Source organism: Streptomyces sp. NPDC034086 (genome assembly GCF_055575515.1).
The window spans coordinates 123529-138550 of sequence record NZ_JBVISM010000014.1; the positions used below are offsets into that span (position 1 = coordinate 123529).

16 protein-coding genes are annotated in these 15022 nt (G+C 73.7%); 8 read left to right on the forward strand and 8 right to left on the reverse strand.

Features of this window, described 5'->3' with window-relative positions:
* Positions 1 to 25: 25 nt before the first annotated feature.
* A complete protein-coding gene (locus ACZ514_RS26245) occupies positions 26 to 1018 on the reverse strand; it encodes an AfsA-related hotdog domain-containing protein (protein ID WP_468170489.1) in 993 nt (330 codons plus the stop codon).
* 105 nt (positions 1019 to 1123) lie between these two features.
* Positions 1124 to 2101, reverse strand: a complete 978-nt coding sequence (locus ACZ514_RS26250; RefSeq protein ID WP_468170492.1) for a LuxR C-terminal-related transcriptional regulator — start codon at positions 2099 to 2101, stop codon at positions 1124 to 1126.
* A 226-nt stretch (positions 2102 to 2327) separates the two neighbouring features.
* Between ACZ514_RS26250 and ACZ514_RS26255 the strand changes: the two genes are divergently transcribed.
* On the forward strand, positions 2328 to 2540 hold the full coding sequence (locus ACZ514_RS26255; protein ID WP_469125824.1) for a hypothetical protein: 213 nt from the start codon (positions 2328 to 2330) through the stop codon (positions 2538 to 2540).
* A 196-nt stretch (positions 2541 to 2736) separates the two neighbouring features.
* Here ACZ514_RS26255 and ACZ514_RS26260 read toward each other — a convergent pair whose 3' ends face one another.
* A complete protein-coding gene (locus ACZ514_RS26260) occupies positions 2737 to 5007 on the reverse strand; it encodes a helix-turn-helix transcriptional regulator (protein WP_468170498.1) in 2271 nt (756 codons plus the stop codon).
* Positions 5008 to 5256: 249 nt separating this feature from the next.
* Here ACZ514_RS26260 and ACZ514_RS26265 point away from each other — a divergent pair, with 249 nt between their 5' ends.
* Positions 5257 to 6669, forward strand: coding sequence for an MFS transporter (locus ACZ514_RS26265; protein WP_469125825.1), 1413 nt, complete (start codon positions 5257 to 5259; stop codon positions 6667 to 6669).
* Here ACZ514_RS26265 and ACZ514_RS26270 read toward each other — a convergent pair.
* Both ACZ514_RS26270 and ccrA read right to left on the reverse strand, forming a co-directional pair.
* The gene (locus ACZ514_RS26270) at positions 6632 to 7651 is read right to left on the reverse strand and encodes an AIR synthase-related protein (RefSeq protein WP_469125826.1); all 1020 of its coding nucleotides are present in this window, start codon (positions 7649 to 7651) and stop codon (positions 6632 to 6634) included. The genes ACZ514_RS26265 and ACZ514_RS26270 overlap by 38 nt on opposite strands.
* Positions 7648 to 9030 carry a crotonyl-CoA carboxylase/reductase gene (ccrA, locus tag ACZ514_RS26275; protein ID WP_468699780.1) on the reverse strand — a complete coding sequence of 461 codons (1383 nt, stop codon included), beginning with the start codon at positions 9028 to 9030 and terminating at the stop codon, positions 7648 to 7650. The genes ACZ514_RS26270 and ccrA overlap by 4 nt, the downstream gene beginning before the upstream one ends.
* Before the next feature lie 236 nt (positions 9031 to 9266).
* Between ccrA and ACZ514_RS26280 the strand changes: the two genes are divergently transcribed.
* From ACZ514_RS26280 to ACZ514_RS26290, 3 genes are all read left to right on the forward strand, one after another.
* Positions 9267 to 10844, forward strand: coding sequence for an acyl-CoA carboxylase subunit beta (locus tag ACZ514_RS26280; RefSeq protein ID WP_468170510.1), 1578 nt, complete (start codon positions 9267 to 9269; stop codon positions 10842 to 10844).
* The gene (locus tag ACZ514_RS26285; RefSeq protein ID WP_468170513.1) at positions 10841 to 11047 is read left to right on the forward strand and encodes an acyl-CoA carboxylase epsilon subunit; all 207 of its coding nucleotides are present in this window, start codon (positions 10841 to 10843) and stop codon (positions 11045 to 11047) included. Before ACZ514_RS26280 ends, ACZ514_RS26285 begins: the two co-directional genes overlap by 4 nt.
* Positions 11048 to 11153: 106 nt before the next feature.
* Positions 11154 to 11378, forward strand: a complete 225-nt coding sequence (locus tag ACZ514_RS26290) for a DUF5988 family protein (protein ID WP_467896434.1) — start codon at positions 11154 to 11156, stop codon at positions 11376 to 11378.
* Between the two features lie 94 nt (positions 11379 to 11472).
* On the opposite strand, the gene ACZ514_RS26295 is transcribed toward ACZ514_RS26290, so the two are convergent.
* The 3 genes from ACZ514_RS26295 to ACZ514_RS26305 all read right to left on the reverse strand — a co-directional run bounded on the left by ACZ514_RS26295 (position 11473) and on the right by ACZ514_RS26305 (position 12366).
* On the reverse strand, positions 11473 to 11931 hold the full coding sequence (locus tag ACZ514_RS26295) for a GNAT family N-acetyltransferase (protein ID WP_469125827.1): 459 nt from the start codon (positions 11929 to 11931) through the stop codon (positions 11473 to 11475).
* A gap of 83 nt (positions 11932 to 12014) precedes the next feature.
* A complete protein-coding gene (locus ACZ514_RS26300) occupies positions 12015 to 12221 on the reverse strand; it encodes a hypothetical protein (RefSeq protein ID WP_468170519.1) in 207 nt (68 codons plus the stop codon).
* The gene (locus tag ACZ514_RS26305; RefSeq protein WP_469125828.1) at positions 12214 to 12366 is read right to left on the reverse strand and encodes a hypothetical protein; all 153 of its coding nucleotides are present in this window, start codon (positions 12364 to 12366) and stop codon (positions 12214 to 12216) included. The genes ACZ514_RS26300 and ACZ514_RS26305 overlap by 8 nt, the downstream gene beginning before the upstream one ends.
* A gap of 221 nt (positions 12367 to 12587) precedes the next feature.
* Between ACZ514_RS26305 and ACZ514_RS26310 the strand changes: the two genes are divergently transcribed.
* From ACZ514_RS26310 to ACZ514_RS26320, 3 genes are all read left to right on the forward strand, one after another.
* Entirely contained in the window at positions 12588 to 13841 is a 1254-nt protein-coding gene (locus tag ACZ514_RS26310; RefSeq protein ID WP_469125829.1) for a helix-turn-helix domain-containing protein, read from the forward strand.
* Positions 13826 to 14356 carry a GNAT family N-acetyltransferase gene (locus tag ACZ514_RS26315; RefSeq protein ID WP_469125830.1) on the forward strand — a complete coding sequence of 177 codons (531 nt, stop codon included), beginning with the start codon at positions 13826 to 13828 and terminating at the stop codon, positions 14354 to 14356. The genes ACZ514_RS26310 and ACZ514_RS26315 overlap by 16 nt, the downstream gene beginning before the upstream one ends.
* A gap of 64 nt (positions 14357 to 14420) precedes the next feature.
* On the forward strand, positions 14421 to 15017 hold the full coding sequence (locus tag ACZ514_RS26320) for a GNAT family N-acetyltransferase (RefSeq protein ID WP_469125831.1): 597 nt from the start codon (positions 14421 to 14423) through the stop codon (positions 15015 to 15017).
* The last annotated feature ends 5 nt before the right edge of the window (positions 15018 to 15022 follow it).

A 15022-nucleotide genomic window follows, 5' to 3' on the forward strand; every position in this document is an offset into this window, starting at 1 on the left:
GCCGGCCCGCCGGCGGACGGCCCCGTCAGTGGTCCTCCACGACCACGGTGGTCGCCTCCAGGACGGTGCGGCCCGCCTGGGTGAGGGTCAGGGTGAGGGGCGCCGTACGCCGGCCCGCGGCGTCCCGGCCCGGCCCGCCGGTCACCGCGGCGCAGCGCAGCGGCAGGTCGGCCTCGGCGTACCCGCGCACGTGGACCTGGAGCGAGGCGAGGGCGCTGCGCCCGGGTTCGAAGCAGTGGCCGCGCCCCACGGTCAGCAGGGACGTCTGGCGCAGGGCTTCCAGCAGTGCCGGCGCGGGCACGTGCCCGTCCCGCGCGGCCTCCTCGCCGAGCCGGTGCCGGGGCACGGCCACCCCGACCGACAGCCGCCCGTCGCGGGGGCCGGTGGGGCCGTGCAGCAGGACGCCGGCCGGATCGCGGCGCCCCACCTCCGCGGCGTCGACCGGGCCTCCGACGGGGACCGGGTGGTCCTGGCCGGCCGTCGGGCGGAGCGCTGCCAGCCTGCTGTGCTCGCGGTGGTCGCGGTGCACCATCGGGGCGAGGAAGACGAGGTTCGCCGTGCCCGTGGCGCAGGGCACGTCGTCGATCTCGAGCGCGGTACGGAACTCCAGCGCGCGCGGCACCCCGTCGATGACCTTGTCCGGGCGGACGCTCATCGTGGTCGCCAGCCGCCCGGGGGCGGCGCCGGGCCGGCTGCGCCACGGTCCGATGTCGCTCACCTCGATGCCCACCCGGTAGAAGATGCCGGTGCGCTGCGCGGGCACGCGGAAGTGGGTGCGGCCGATGAACTCGCCGACCTCCCGGACCATGTCGGCCGCCGCGACCAGGTCGTGGAAGTGACCGGGGCCGTCGTCGAACAGCGGGTGCGGGTTCGTCAGGTCGCCGAGCAGGACGAACTCCTCCGCCACGGGCGGCGCGGCGGCACCGCCGTGCCGTGCCCAGGGCTGCGGACGGTGCACCAGGTGCCGTGCGGCGGTCCCGGCGGTGGTCGGTCCCGCGGCGATGACTGCGGTGTCCATGGCTGGCCCTCCCTCGGGCCCCACCGGGTGCTGAGGCCGCACGCACCAGGCTGCCGGGGGTCCGGCGGGAGGAACCAGCCGTCGGGCCTGGCAGGTTGCTGCCCGTCAGCTAGTACCCAGCCCGGCGGCGTCCCCCGCTCCGGCGCCCGAGGGGGAGAAGTCGGTGCCGAGGAGCCCGTAGAACGCGACGTTGACACCCGTCTGGAACCGGCTGGTGGACTCCATCTCCTCCATGATCCGGGCGATGTGGCGGCGGCAGGTGCGCACCGACATGCCGAGCCGGCGGGCCACCATCTCGTCCTTGTGGCCCTGCGCCATGAGCCGGATGATCGACCGCTTGAGGTCGTCGGCGATGTCGGCGGCGTCCTCCTCCCCGGGGGTGAACGGCGTGGCCCCGGCCCACATGTGGTCGTAGACCTTGCACAGGAAGGCGACGAGCGTGGGCTCGCGGACCACGATCGCGCCCGGGGAGCGGCCCTCCACCCGCTGCTCGGGCAGGAAGGCCACCTCGCGGTCGTAGATGAGTATCCGGTCGACCAGTTCGTCCGTGGTGCGCACCTCGGCGCCCTCGGCCGTCACCGCGCGCACGTAGTCCGTCGTCGCCAGGTCGCTGCGGACGGTGTGCTGGTACAGGTGCCGGACGTGCACGCCGCGGTGCAGCCGGGCGAGGGTCAGGGGCAGGGCCGTCTCCATGGCGCCGGGCCGGCGGGAGCCGCCCGGCTGGGAGGTGAGCAGCTCGCCGCGGCAGCGCGTACCCCATTCGTCCAGCATCGACTGGAGCACGCCCACGTCGCTGATGACGTCGAAGGCCTCCTCCTGATTGCGCCTGCGGCGGGTTTCGAAGTAGGCGGGCAGCAGTCCCAGCATCTGCGTCTTCACGCTGCTCACCGCCTGCTGCATCTCGCGGATCTCGGCCTCCGCCGGGCCCACCAGGTCCGCGGCCGCCGCGTCCGGGCTCACCGGGACGAGTTCGTCCGGGCGGCCGGGCATGGGGCGGAGCAGGCGGAGCGTGGTGAGCGCCTCCTCCACCCGCCCGGCCTCCAGCTGCGTCATGCGCAGGGCGGACGCGATCTCAGCACGCACGAAACGTCCTAACAGAACGGCGTGTTGATAGGCGGACGCGCTCGCGTCGTCCAACTCGCCGAACTCGGACCCGTGTAGGGAACTCCCCGACATCCCGTTTGACACCCCCATGTGCTGACAGGACTTGCTGCCAGGCAACTTTACGCCTGCCCTTTTTCCTTGGAGACGCCGTGTCCGCTGGTCAGGATGGTCCCGCAAACGAAAGTTGTCGACACGGGGGTCAGACATGAACAGCTCTTCCATCCGAAATGCCGCCACCGCCATCGTTCTGGCGTTCGGTCTGTGGGGGATGGTCCCGGCCACCGCCGCGCAGGCGTCCGGCTCCGGCACCGGAACCGGCACGGCGGTGACCGCTCCCCAGTCCCTCGCCGAACTGAGCGTGATCGAGTCGGCCGCCGACTGCCCGCTGGACGACCGCTGGGAGCTCGCCTGCCTGTGACCCGGCCTTTAGCAGGTCACAAGCGCGGGAGGGCATGATCCGGGCACGGGCTCCCGGATCCCCCGCCGGTAGAGCCGGGCCGTTCAGCCCCGCCTGTTCCGGAAAAGTTTTTCCGGAACAGGCGGGGCTTTCGGCATCATCCGGGCGGCCGGAATAGTCAAAACATACCGCCCGCGGCACTTGTGCCCGGCAGTAGTCAGCGGATATGCGCACTCAAACCGACGACATGCGCGACCTGGGTACGCGAATTCACCCCGAGCTTCTTGAAGATTCTGCTCATATATGTCTCCACGGTCTTCACACTGATGCCGAGCCGGGCCGCGATCTGTTGGTTCGTACGCCCTTCCCCCACCAGCCCCGTGACGACGCGCTCCCGCTCGCTGAGCAGGGACAGCCGGCTCACGTCCGGGGATCCTCCCGCGGGCGCCCCGGTGCGGCGCTCCGCCTCCCGCGCGGCGGCGGCGAGAGCGGGCACGGCGGTCTGTTCCGCGAGCGCGGCCGCCAGCGCGGTGCGCGCCCGTGCCCCCGCGGTGTCGCCGAGGGCCAGCGCGGCCTCCGCCAAACCCAGGGCCAGCAGCCCCGCCAGATGCGCCTGCCCGTGCTCCAGTGCCGCCGCCAGGCCCCGCTCCCCGTGCAGGCCGGCCCGCTCCGGCTCGCCCAGCCCGGTCTCGGCCGCCCCGAGCCAGCGCAGCGCCTCCAGGTGCGCGGCCCGCTCCGGCTCCCCGGTCCGCGCCAGCAGCGCGTGGGCCGCGTCCGCCGCCGCCCTGGCCGGCTCGCCGTCACCGGCCGCCGCACGGGCGGCGGCCAGCAGCGCGTACGCGTGCGCCCGCGCCCCGGGATCGTCCGCCGGGGCCGTCCGCAGGGCCTGCTCGGCCGCGGCGCGGGCCTCCTCCGGGCCCGCCCCCGCCCCCGGCTCCAGGGCCAGCGCCGCCCGTTCCGCGTCGGCGGCGGCGCCTCCCGGGGGCAGGCCGCCGTCCCCGTCGAGCACGGACCGGGCCTGCGCGTGACGGCCGCTCCAGCGCAGCGCGCGGGCCTGCCACACCGCCGTGTCGGTCCGGCCGCCCGGCAGCCGGTCCTCGTGCGAGCGGGGCCCGGTCTCCTCGTAGCCCCGTACCGCCTCCTCGAGGCGGCCCGACAGCACCAGCGCCTTGTTGAGCAGGAGGCGTACCTCCACCGGTACCGGGCCCGTCGCCATCACCCGGCGCAGGGCGGCGGCGGAGCGGGCGGGCCGGGTGTACAGGCCGTCGCGGGCACTCAGCGCCAGGGCGCGGACGTCCTCCAGGCCGACCGCGTCGGCGTGTTCGAGGTGCGCGGCCAGCGCCCGGCGGGCCCCGGCGTCGCCGTCCTCCGGGCCGGTCCCCGTACCGGCCTCGGCCCTCAGCGCCTCCAGGGCCCGCCCCAGTGCCGCACTGCGCCAGCCGGCCCCGGAGGCGTGGTGGACCAGCGCCCGTACCGCCGGGCGGACGAAGCAGAACCGCGTACCGGGGGTGCCCTCGGGCCGGACCAGCCCCTCGCCGTGCAGTTCGTCGAGTCCGGCCAGCGCCTGTTCCGCCGGCACGCCCGCGGTGTGCGCGAGCGCGGCCGCGGTGAACGGGTCGCCGAGCAGGGCGGCGGCGCAGGCGCAGCGCCAGCCCAGGGACGACAGCGTGTGCAGGTCGATCGAGCCGGGCGCGAGCACCGGCGGGACGCCCGTGGCCAGTTCGGCCGTCGCGTGGAAGGACGGGCCGGGCGGGCCGCCCCGGGCCAGGGCGTGCAGCAGTCCCGGCACCCCCGCCGCGTCGCGCAGCACCAGCTCGGCGGCGAGCGGTGGCGTCCCGGCCGGCAGCAGGGCGCGGGCGTCGGCCGGGGGCAGCGGGCCCAGGGCGAGGTGGCGGACCCCGGGCGCGTCGTGCGGCACGGCCGACAGGTGGCGGCCTCCCGGCACGGCGCGGTGCGCGAAGACGGTCAGCACGGCACCCTGCGGCGGGTGCCGGACGAGGTGGTCGAGCAGGTCGAGGACCTCGGGGCCGCAGCGGTGCACGTCGTCCAGGACGAACAGCGTCCCGCGCTCCCCCAGCAGCCCGAGCAGGACGCGCAGGGCACGGGCCGCCGCACCGGGGTCGGCCGGTTCCCCGGCCCCCGGCAGCGTGGCGAGGGCGGGGAGGACGGGCGCCAGCGCGCGCGTGCGCGCCTCGCCGAGCCGCTCGAACAAGGTGCCGTCGGCACGGGCCAGATGGTCGTCCAGGGCGTCGGCCACCACCTCGAAGGGCCGGGTCCGGCCCACCCTGGGCACCCGTCCGGAGGCCACCGTCCACCCCTCCTCGTGCGCGACGGCGGCCAGTTGCCGCAGGAGCCGGCTCTTGCCGCTCCACGGCTCGCCGGTCAGCCGGACGAACCGGGGACCGTCACCGGCCAGCCTCAGCTCCCGGCAGAGGACCGCGAGGTCCCGGGTCCGGGCCGTCGCCGACGGATGCTGCTGGTCAAGCACGGGAATCCCCCTCGTGTGCGCGTTCCCCCCGGGCAGCCTCACCGACCGGCGTCGCCGCGCACAGCCCCGACGGACCGTCACTACCTGCATGTCAGTTACTGCGGAGGGCTACCGCCGTACCCGGCGCCGGGTGTCGGGGCGTTCCCTGACGAGCCGTCCGGGGCGGCCGCCCCGGGGCCGCCGCGACCTGCGGGAAGGGGGAGAAGCACCGACTGGCCGGGGCCGGCCCGGCACGGCGACGATCGGGGCATGTCCCCCCGTACGCGTCTCGGATACGCCTCCGGCTCCCTGGTCACCGGAGCCTTCAACACGCTGCCCGGTCTGCTCCTGCTGCCGTACCTCACCGACACCCTCGGGGTCGGCGCCGCCGTGGCGGGGGCCGTCGTCCTCGTGCCCAAGGTCTGGGACGTGCTGCTCACCCCGCACGCGGGACGGATCGGCGACCGGGCGCACGGCCGGTGGGGACCGCGGCGGGGCCACGTCCTGGGCGGGGGCCTCGGTGTGGCCGTCGGCTTCGCCCTGATGTTCGCCGGGACCGCGGAGGGGCCGGCGGGGGCGCTGTGGACCGCCGCGGGCTTCCTGCTCACCGCGACCGCTTTCGCGTTCTTCCAGGCGGCGTACGCGGCCCTGCCCGCCGAGATCGCCACGAGCGCGGGGGACCGGGTGCGGCTGGTGGGGGGCCGGGTGGCCGGCATCGCCGTCGCCGCCCTGGTCGCCGGATCGGCCGCGCCCGCCGTCGTCGAGGCGGGCGGCGGGGGCCTGTCCGGACACCGCTGGGCCGGGCTGTTCGGCGCCTGCGTGGTCGCCGCCGGGACGCTCGGCGTGTTCTTCGGCACCGCCCGGACCGGCCGGACCGCCCTGGCCGGCCGGACCACCCAGGCCGGCGCTGCCCGGGACCTGCCGCCGGACGCGGGGCAGCCGCGCGGCGCCGGGACCCGCGCGTGGTTCGCCGTACTGCGCGGCAACGCGCGGTTCGCGGTGCTGCTGCGCGGGGCGACCGTCCTCGTCGTCGGCACCGGGGTGCTGCTCGCGGGCTGCCCCTACTACGCCGAACACGTCCTGGAGCGGCCGGGGATGACCGGGGTGCTGGTCGCCGCGTTCGTCCTGCCGAACCTGTTCACCACGGCCCTGTGGTCCCGCGTGGGCGGCCGGTACGGTCACCGGCGGGTACTCGGTCTCTCCTGCGCCCTGTTCGCCGGGGGCACCCTGCTGCTGGCGGCCGCGCCCGTGCTGCCGCCGTTCTGGGCCCCGGTGGCGCTCCTCGTCGCCGGTACCGGGCACGCGGGGCAGCTGCTGTTCCTGTACACGATGCTCGCCGAGTGCGCGGCCGGGGACGCCGTCCGCACCGGACGCAGCCGGGCCGGTGCGATGTCGGGCCTGTTCAGCGCCGGGGAGGCGCTGGGCATGGCCGTCGGGCCGTTCCTGATGGGGCTGGTGCTCCAGGCGTCCGGCTACGTCTCCTCCGGCACCGGGCACGCCACGGGCCAGGGCGCCGGCGCCACCTGGGGCGTCCTGGCCGGGATGGCGCTGCTCCCGGCGCTGGCCACGGCGGCCGGGCTGGTACTGCTGCGCGGCTTCCGGCCCGCGGCCCCGGCCCCGGCTGCCCCGGCTGCCCCGGCGGGGCTCACGCCAGGCGGGCGAAGGCCTCCGGTTCGGGTGTGACGGGCACCGTGCCGCCCCGCTCGCGCACCAGCTCGACCGGGGCGGTGCCGTCCTCGGCGACCGTGCCTATCTCGGCCGCGGACCGCCCGTACGGGTGGGTGCGCAGCGAGGCCAGGACACCGGGCGCGGCGTCCGGCGCGACGAGCAGGCACAGGCAGCTCTCGCTGGAGGCGTGCAGCGGGTCGACGGCCATGGCCTCCAGGGCCATCCGGGCCTCGTACTGCACGGGCAGGGCGCTCTCCTCGACGCGCAGGGTGTGGCCCAGTTCCCGGGCGTACGCGTGCAGCACGGCGGCGAGTCCGCCGCGCGCCACGGTCCGTACGGCCCGGATCCCGTCGCCGGACCCGGCCGCGCGGGCCGTCTCCAGCAGTCCGGCCAGCGGTGCGCAGCCGCTGGGGACCAGGCTCTCGAACCCGAGTCCCCGGCGCACCGACAGGATGTGGGCGCCGTGTCCGCCGAGCGGGGCGCTCAGCAGGACGCGGTCCCCGGGGCGGACGTCGCGGGTGCGCGGCGGGGCGCCGTGGAAGGCGCCGATCCCGGTGGTGTGCAGGTAGACCTGGTCCGCCTCGCCGGCCCGGACGACCCGGACGTCCAGGCCGGCGACCACCACGCCGGCCTCGAGGGCAACGTCGCGCACGGAGCGGGCCAGCCGGTGCAGCCGCTCCAGCGGCAGGCCCGCCTCGACGACCGCCGACAGGGTCAGGGCGAGGGGGCGGGCGCCGGCGGCGGCCAGTTCGTTGACGGCGGCGCACGCGGCGATCCGTCCGATGTCGCCGCTGCCGTAGAACGGCGGGTCGACGACGTGGGTGCCGCTCACCACGGCGGGCGGGTGCTGGCCGAGGGGCGGGCAGGTGCCGCGCACGTCCGCGAGGACGTCCTCCAACAGGGCGCGCGGCTCACCGCCCGGGGGGAGTCCGTCGTCGTGGGCGAGAGCCACCTGGCCGCCGGGGAGGGCGGCCCCGGCGGCTCCCGTGGCCGTCATCCTGTTTCCGGCGGGGTCCGGCCGTCGCGGAAGCGGTTGATGGAGTCGAGGTGCTCGGCCCGCATCTCGTGGTCGCGGACGCCGAGGCCCTCCTGGGGCGCGAGGGCGAGGACGCCGACCTTGCCCTGGTGGAGGTTGCGGTGGACGTCGTAGGAGGCCTGGCCGGTCTCCTCCAGCGGGTAGACCTTCGAGAGGGTGGGGTGGATCTTGCCCTTGGTGATGAGGCGGTTGGCCTCCCACGCCTCGCGGTAGTTGGCGAAGTGCGAGCCGATGATGCGCTTGAGGGACATCCACAGGTAGCGGTTGTCGTACTCGTGCATGAAGCCGGAGGTGGAGGCGCAGGTGACGATGGTGCCGCCCTTGCGGGTGACGTAGACCGAGGCACCGAAGGTCTCGCGGCCCGGGTGCTCGAAGACGATGTCCACGTCCTCGCCGCCGGTCAGCTCGCGGATCCGCTTGCCGAAGCGCTTCCACTCGCGCGGATCCTGGGTCCGCTCGTCCTTCCAGAACCGGTAGCCCTCGGCGTCGCGGTCGATGACGGCGGTGGCGCCCATCTCGCGGCAGATCTCCGCCTTCTCCGGGCTGGAGACGACGCAGATCGGGTTGGCGCCGCCGGCCAGGGCCAGCTGGGTGGCGTACGAGCCGAGGCCGCCGCTGGCGCCCCAGATCAGGACGTTGTCGCCCTGCTTCATCCCGGCGCCGTTGCGGGAGACCAGCTGGCGGTAGGCGGTGGAGTTGACCAGGCCGGGGGAGGCGGCCTCCTCCCAGGTGAGGTGGCGTGCCTTGGGCATCAGCTGGTTCGACTTGACCAGGGCGATCTCGGCGAGGCCGCCGAAGTTGGTCTCGAAGCCCCAGATCCGCTGCTCGGGGTCGAGCATCGTGTCGTTGTGCCCGTCGGCCGATTCCAGCTCGACCGACAGGCAGTGCGCGACGACCTCGTCGCCGGGGTGCCAGCGGTTGACGCCGGGGCCGGTGCGCAGCACGACGCCCGCCAGGTCGGAGCCGAGGATGTGGTACGGGAGGTCGTGGCGCGCGGCGAGCGGGGACATCCTGCCGTAGCGCTCCAGGAAGCCGAAGGTCGGCAGCGGCTCGAAGATCGAGCTCCAGACGGTGTTGTAGTTGACCGAGGAGGCCATGACGGCGACCAGGGCCTCGCCGGGGCCGAGCTCCGGCAGCGGTACCCGCTCGACGTGCAGGGACTTGCGGGAGTCGCGGTCGCGGGTCGCGATGCCCGCGAACATGTCCGTCTCCGACTTGTGCACGGTCACCGCGCGGTACGACTCGGGCAGCGGCAACGCCGCGAAGTCGGCAGCGGTGACAGCGGGAGAACCGCTGCCAGATGCGGTCGACGCGGCGATCGCGTCGAGGATTTCCTTCACAGAGGCCTCCGGCGGTTCGGACGTGACGTTCCACTGATACGCACCCCGGCCCCCGAAGTCCCGGGACCGGCGCGGGCAGTGGGGTCCGCACGGGCGAGGTAGGGGTGCCCCCGGTCCCGGGGTACGGTGCGCGCCGGCACCGGGGCGGCCGCGTGCAAGCCGGGCTTTAGCCCTCCGCCGGACGCTCGTCGCCGCGCACCGGCCGGACCGGCGCGTCTGCGTCGAAAGGGGCCCTCATGAGCACCCAGGAGGAGATCCGGTACTCGTCACTGCGGGAGCGCACGGCGGAGCTCGCCGTCCTGCGGGAGCAGGTGGTACGGGGTCCGGACGAGAAGGCGACCGAGGCCCAGCACTCCAAGGGCAAGCTGACCGCCCGCGAAAGACTCGGACTCCTCTTCGACGAGGGGACGTTCACCGAGATCGAAGGGCTGCGGCGGCACCGTGCCACCGGCTTCGGCCTGGAGTACAGGAAGCCGCACACCGACGGCGTCATCACGGGGTGGGGCCTGGTCCACGGCCGGACCGCCTTCGCGTACGCCCACGACTTCCGGATCTTCGGCGGCGCGCTGGGCGAGGCCCACGCGGAGAAGATCCACAAGCTGATGGACCTCGCCGAGACCACCGGGGCGCCCCTGGTGGGCCTGTGCGACGGGGCGGGCGCCCGCATCCAGGAGGGCGTCACCGCGCTCGCCGGCTACGGCGGCATCTTCACCCGCAACGTGCGCGGCTCCGGGGTGATCCCGCAGATCTCCGTGGTCATGGGCCCGTGCGCCGGCGGGGCCGCGTACTCCCCCGCGCTGACCGACTTCGTCTTCATGGTCCGCGGGACCTCGCAGATGTTCATCACGGGACCCGACGTGGTCCAGGCGGTCACCGGCGAGGCCGTCACCAGCGAGACCCTCGGCGGGGCCGACAGCCACGCGGAGACCTCCGGCGTCGCGCACTTCGCGTACGACGACGAGGAGAGCGCGCTGGAGGACGTGCGCCACCTGCTGTCGCTGCTGCCCGCCAACAACCGCGAGCTGCCGCCCGCCGGCGACACCGACGACCCGCCCGGCCGGCGCTGCGAGCGCCTCGCCGACCTGGTGCCGTCGCGCCCCAACCAGTCGTACGACATCCGCGAGCTGATCGAGGAGGTCGTCGACCACGGGGAGCACTTCGAGATCCACGCCGGATGGGCGCGGAACGTCGTCTGCACCCTGGCCCGGCTCGGCGGCCGGACCGTCGGCATCGTCGCCAACCAGCCGTCCTGCATGGCGGGCGTCCTCGACATCCGGGCGAGCGAAAAGGCAGCGCGCTTCGTGCAGTTCTGCGACGCCTTCAGCATCCCGCTGGTGACGCTGGTCGACGTACCGGGATTCCTGCCGGGCGTGGACCAGGAGCACGGCGGGGTGATCCGGCACGGGGCCAAGCTGCTGTACGCGTACTGCAACGCCACCGTGCCGCGGATCTCGCTGATCCTGCGCAAGGCCTACGGCGGCGCGTACATCGTCATGGACTCGCGCTCCATCGGCGCGGACATCGCGCTGGCCTGGCCGTCCAACGAGATCGCCGTGATGGGCGCCGAGGGCGCCGCGAACGTCATCTTCCGCCGCGAGATCGCCGCGGCCGACGATCCCGACACGGTGCGCCAGATGAAGATCAAGGAATACCGGACCGAGCTGATGCACCCCTACTACGCCGCGGAACGAGGCCTTGTGGACGACGTCATCGACCCCGCCGAGACCAGGTCCCGGCTCATCGACGCGCTGGAGATGCTGCGCGGCAAACACGCGCCGCGCCCCAGCCGCAAGCACGGGAACCTCCCCCTGTGAACCCCGCCGAGGCCCGGCTCCGGCAGGCGGCCTTCCACGTGACCGGCGGGTCCCCGACGCTGGAGGAGGTCGCGGCCATCGCCATGCTGCTCACCGCCCGGATGATGGGCGCCGAGATCGCCCCGCCCGATCCGCGGCCGCTCCGCGCCGCCTGGCCTGCGGAGGACGAGGACTTCCGCGCCCCGGGCTCGTGGGCCTCGTAGGGCGGGCGGTTCCTCCGGTTTAGACCAGCTTTAGCGGTATCCCCCATTCTGTGCGGGCAGGCAGTGAGGCCGCTGCCTCCGCACCCGGCCGAAGGAGACGACGACCATGACAGCGCAGAGCCCGAACGTCATACTCAGCGGCGGTCCCGCGACCAGTGTCGAAGCGCTGGACCGCATCCGCTACGTGGAGGACACGAGCGCGAAGGTGAAGGTCCTCAACGGGAACCGGTACGAACACTTCGAGCCCACCGGGGGCACCGTGGTGGACCCTGAACTCGAGCTCGAGCTCCTGGTGTACGCCTACAGCGGCCACACCTACATCGCCGAGTAGCCGGAACCGTACGGAGGGGGCGCCGCCGCGGCCGCCCCCTCCGGCGCGAGCGGCACGAGGGCGGCTCGCCGTCCGGCGGTGATCAGCACGCCTGCTACTCGGGCAGGTGTGGCGGGTCGGTCAGAGACTTGAACAGGTGCACATCAGCGTGTCCACCGGGAATGCCCGGTGTCCTACCGGTCTCCACGAAGCCGTGACGCTGGTAGAAGCCGGGAGCCTGGAACGTGAAGGTGGAGGCGGAGAGGCGGTCGCAGCCACGCCGCCGCGCCTCGGCCTCGGCCGCCCGCAAGATCCTGCTGCCCCAGCCGTCCTCGCGGCTGTCCTCGCGCACCCACAACAGCTCGATGCCGCAGAGGCCGCCCCACGTGCGTGCGGTCAGCCCACCCACCAGTTCACCAGCCTCATCGGTGACCTTCACCGAGAACGTGCCGCGGTCGGGAGCGCCCGTGGCGGCACTGTTGAAGGCGGTCAGCGCTTCGGTCAGCCGGTCGTCGAGCTCCGGGTCGCGCTCGCCGACGGTCAGGGCCGGGCCGGCGCCGTGGTCAGTCGTCACGGCGCGGAGTATGCCAGCACCCTGGTTCCGCAGCACGCCCTTACCCCCGTTCCCGCCTGCTTCCGGCTCCCTGCGCTGCGGTCTCACGCCGGCTGGACGTTGCCGACGGCGGTGGTGAACTCCCGCCCGGACGCGCCCCGGATGTACGCGAGCTCCATCCAGCGCTCGACGCCCGTGTCGGAGACGTTCTCGTTGACGACGGCCATCAGCACGCCCTCGACGCCGGACGCGATGTCCCGCACGCGCTCGCGCAGCAGCCGGTGCGGCACGTACTCGTACCGCTCACTCATCCGCCGCCTCCCCGAAGGTGGCGAGGAAGCCCTCCCACCCGACGCGCGCCCGGTCGAGCAGCTCGGCACTGGGCAGGGACAGCGACGCGATACCGGTCCGCGGCCCGGAACCCGGACCGATGCCGTCAGGAAGGTCCAGGCTCAATACGCCGCGTGAAGGTGGACTGGTCAAAGGGGCTCCCTATCGCGGATGCGGGGTGGTCACGAAGCGGCCTCGCCTCGCGCTGCTGTGACCAGTCAACGCCGTGCGCCCACGGAGGAACAGGAAGGGCTCCCCTGTGGCCGCACGTCAGGGACCGGAAAACTTTGCGTGCGCGTTACGGCTCTCCTTGCCCGTGGTGTGAGCCCGGTACTACGTTCGGCGGCATGGCCGGGAACGCCGTATTACGGGAACGCATGGCTGACCTGGGGCTCACTCAAGAGGAGTTGGCAGGTCGGATGAACACCGCGCTCCTGGCGATCACCGGTCGTTTCGGTGACGTCTCCGCGCGCACGGTGCGGAACCTGCTCAGCGGCGCCACCCGACGGCCGATCGGGCGTACGCGCGCGGCGCTCGAGGCCGTGTTCGGATGCCCGAGCACGGATCTGGGGTTCGAACCAGCCGCTTCCGCCAGACCTTCGGAGGAACCTGTGCTCCGCCGCTCCTTCCTCACCGCCACGGCCGGCTCATTGACCGCCTGTGGTCCGGGAATCGCGAACAGCCGGTCGGCGGGAATGTCGGACGTGATCCGCCTGCGGAACGGGATGGCCGCGCTCACGGCCCTCGACCAATCCCGTGGAGGACACGGAGCACTCGAGAGTGCCGCCCTCGCCCGGGCGGCCGAGGCCGTTCGACTACAGCGGAACGCCGTGTCGCAGACCGTCCGCCGGCGCCTCCTCTCGGTGGCCGCGCACTACACGTCGACGGCGGCATGGTCGTGCGTGGACGCCAGGCAGTTCGCCCGGGCGCGTGCGCACCTGAACGAGGCCCTGCGTATGGCGGGCATGGCCCAGGACTCCGCAGCCCAGTTGCGGGTCTGGAATTCCACCGCGATGCTCGCGCACCAGCGGCAGGACCACGGCGAAGGCATCGCCGCCTCGCAGGCCGCCCAGTCCACCCTGGCTGCACGGCGTGATCCCCTGCTGTCCTCCCTCGCTCACGCCCGAACGGCCATCGGGCACGCCTCACGCGGGGACCGCAACCCTGCCCTGCACTCCCTGAGCCACGCGGAAGCCGCCCTCGCGAAAGCAGACCCGACGGTGCCTCGGGCGCCATGGATCGGGTTCTACGGACCGGCCGAACTCGCAGCGCTCGCCGCGATCGTGCACGAGCTGCTCGGCAAGCACGCGCACGCCGAAGCCGCCTCTCACCACGCCCTCGCCTCCCTGCCCGAGGAGCTGCGGCGTAACCGGTCGATGACCATCGCCCGGCTCGGCGCCGCACAACTGCACCAGGGCGAGGTGGAACAGGCATGTGCGACGACGAGCACCGTCTTCGAGCTGATGGCCGGTGACCCTCTCCCAGGCCGTCTCCGCACGATGATCGGGGATTTCCACCGCTCCTTGTTCACCGCTGCCGCATCCACCCGGGTGGCCCGTGAGTGGGCGGACCGCTACCGCACCGAATGGAGCACCAGGTGACCATCGAGCTGAACCGCTACGGCCACGACGATCTCGGCGACATCCGCCAGACCCTGCTGGACGTCCACGAGGACGCCTACGCGGATCGGCGGGAGGAGGAGTTCGTACAGCGCTTCCCCTGGTTCGTGGACCACTGGGGCGGCAACCCTGGTTTCACCTGCGTGATCGCCTGGCAGGGGCCCCTGCCTGTCGGCTTCTCCTACGGCGCCCCCGCCGCGCCCGGGAGGGAGTGGTGGCAAGGGCACCTCACCACCCCGCCGGAGCGGGGCGGCACGTTCTCCGTCTCTGAACTCATGGTGCGTCCGAAGTGGCGGAAGACGGGCCTGGGCCCGCGCCTGCACGACGCGCTGCTCGACGGACGGCCGGAGGCGTTGGCGGTCCTCACCGTGGACACGAAGCGGCCCCGGCTCCAGGCGATGTACGAACGGTGGGGGTACCGGAAGATCGGGGAGAACCAGCCTTTCGCGGACTCGCCGGTGTACGCGGTGATGATGACCAGCTTGACCGGCCGGTGAGGGCGCGGCAGCGGATGAACGTCGCCGCACGGCGGTCCACGTCCGTGGTCGAGGAGTCACGACGATGGACCTGAAGTGGTACACGCACGCCGACGCGCAGGACGTCCGCTCCCTGCTCCTGGACATCCACGACGAGGTGTACGCGAACGACCCCGACCCCTTCCACTCCCGCGAACGGTTCTCCTACTTCGTGGACCTGTGGTCGCGGCGCGAGGACTGGACGTGTGTCTCGGGGTGGGAGGACGGCGCTCCGGTCGGGTACGCGTACGGGTCCACGTTCAAGCCGGGCGGCTGGTGGAAGGGGGCCGACCGGCCCGAGGGGGTGCGTGGCCGGATCTTCGCCCTGTCCGAGCTGATGGTGATACCGCGGTGGCAGGGCACCGGCCGGGCGCAGCGGATCCATGACGCGCTGCTCCAGTCGGTGGACGTGCACTTCGCGACGCTCCTGGTGGACTCCGCCCACCCGAAAGTACAGGCTCTGTACGAGGGCTGGGGCTACGAGAAACGGGATGAGGCCAAGCCCTCCGACGACTCCCCCCTCTACGCGGTCATGGTCCGGGATCTGCGGCATCCCCCTGGCGGCGGAGGCGATGTGAGCGAACGGCCCGGCAAGCCGCCCCGGCAGCGGAGTGGGCCGCGAGACCTGGAGGACGTGGGATGACGACC

Coding starts and splice junctions, on each gene's coding strand:
- ACZ514_RS26265 (WP_469125825.1), top strand. CDS start 5,257: ATGTCCCCCCGTACGCGTCTCGGATACGCCTCCGGCTCCCTGGTCACC.
- ACZ514_RS26245 (WP_468170489.1), bottom strand. CDS start 1,018: ATGGACACCGCAGTCATCGCCGCGGGACCGACCACCGCCGGGACCGCC.
- ACZ514_RS26310 (WP_469125829.1), top strand. CDS start 12,588: ATGGCCGGGAACGCCGTATTACGGGAACGCATGGCTGACCTGGGGCTC.
- ACZ514_RS26315 (WP_469125830.1), top strand. CDS start 13,826: ATGGAGCACCAGGTGACCATCGAGCTGAACCGCTACGGCCACGACGAT.
- ACZ514_RS26300 (WP_468170519.1), bottom strand. CDS start 12,221: ATGAGTGAGCGGTACGAGTACGTGCCGCACCGGCTGCTGCGCGAGCGC.
- ACZ514_RS26255 (WP_469125824.1), top strand. CDS start 2,328: ATGAACAGCTCTTCCATCCGAAATGCCGCCACCGCCATCGTTCTGGCG.
- ACZ514_RS26270 (WP_469125826.1), bottom strand. CDS start 7,651: ATGACGGCCACGGGAGCCGCCGGGGCCGCCCTCCCCGGCGGCCAGGTG.
- ACZ514_RS26290 (WP_467896434.1), top strand. CDS start 11,154: ATGACAGCGCAGAGCCCGAACGTCATACTCAGCGGCGGTCCCGCGACC.
- ACZ514_RS26320 (WP_469125831.1), top strand. CDS start 14,421: ATGGACCTGAAGTGGTACACGCACGCCGACGCGCAGGACGTCCGCTCC.
- ACZ514_RS26280 (WP_468170510.1), top strand. CDS start 9,267: ATGAGCACCCAGGAGGAGATCCGGTACTCGTCACTGCGGGAGCGCACG.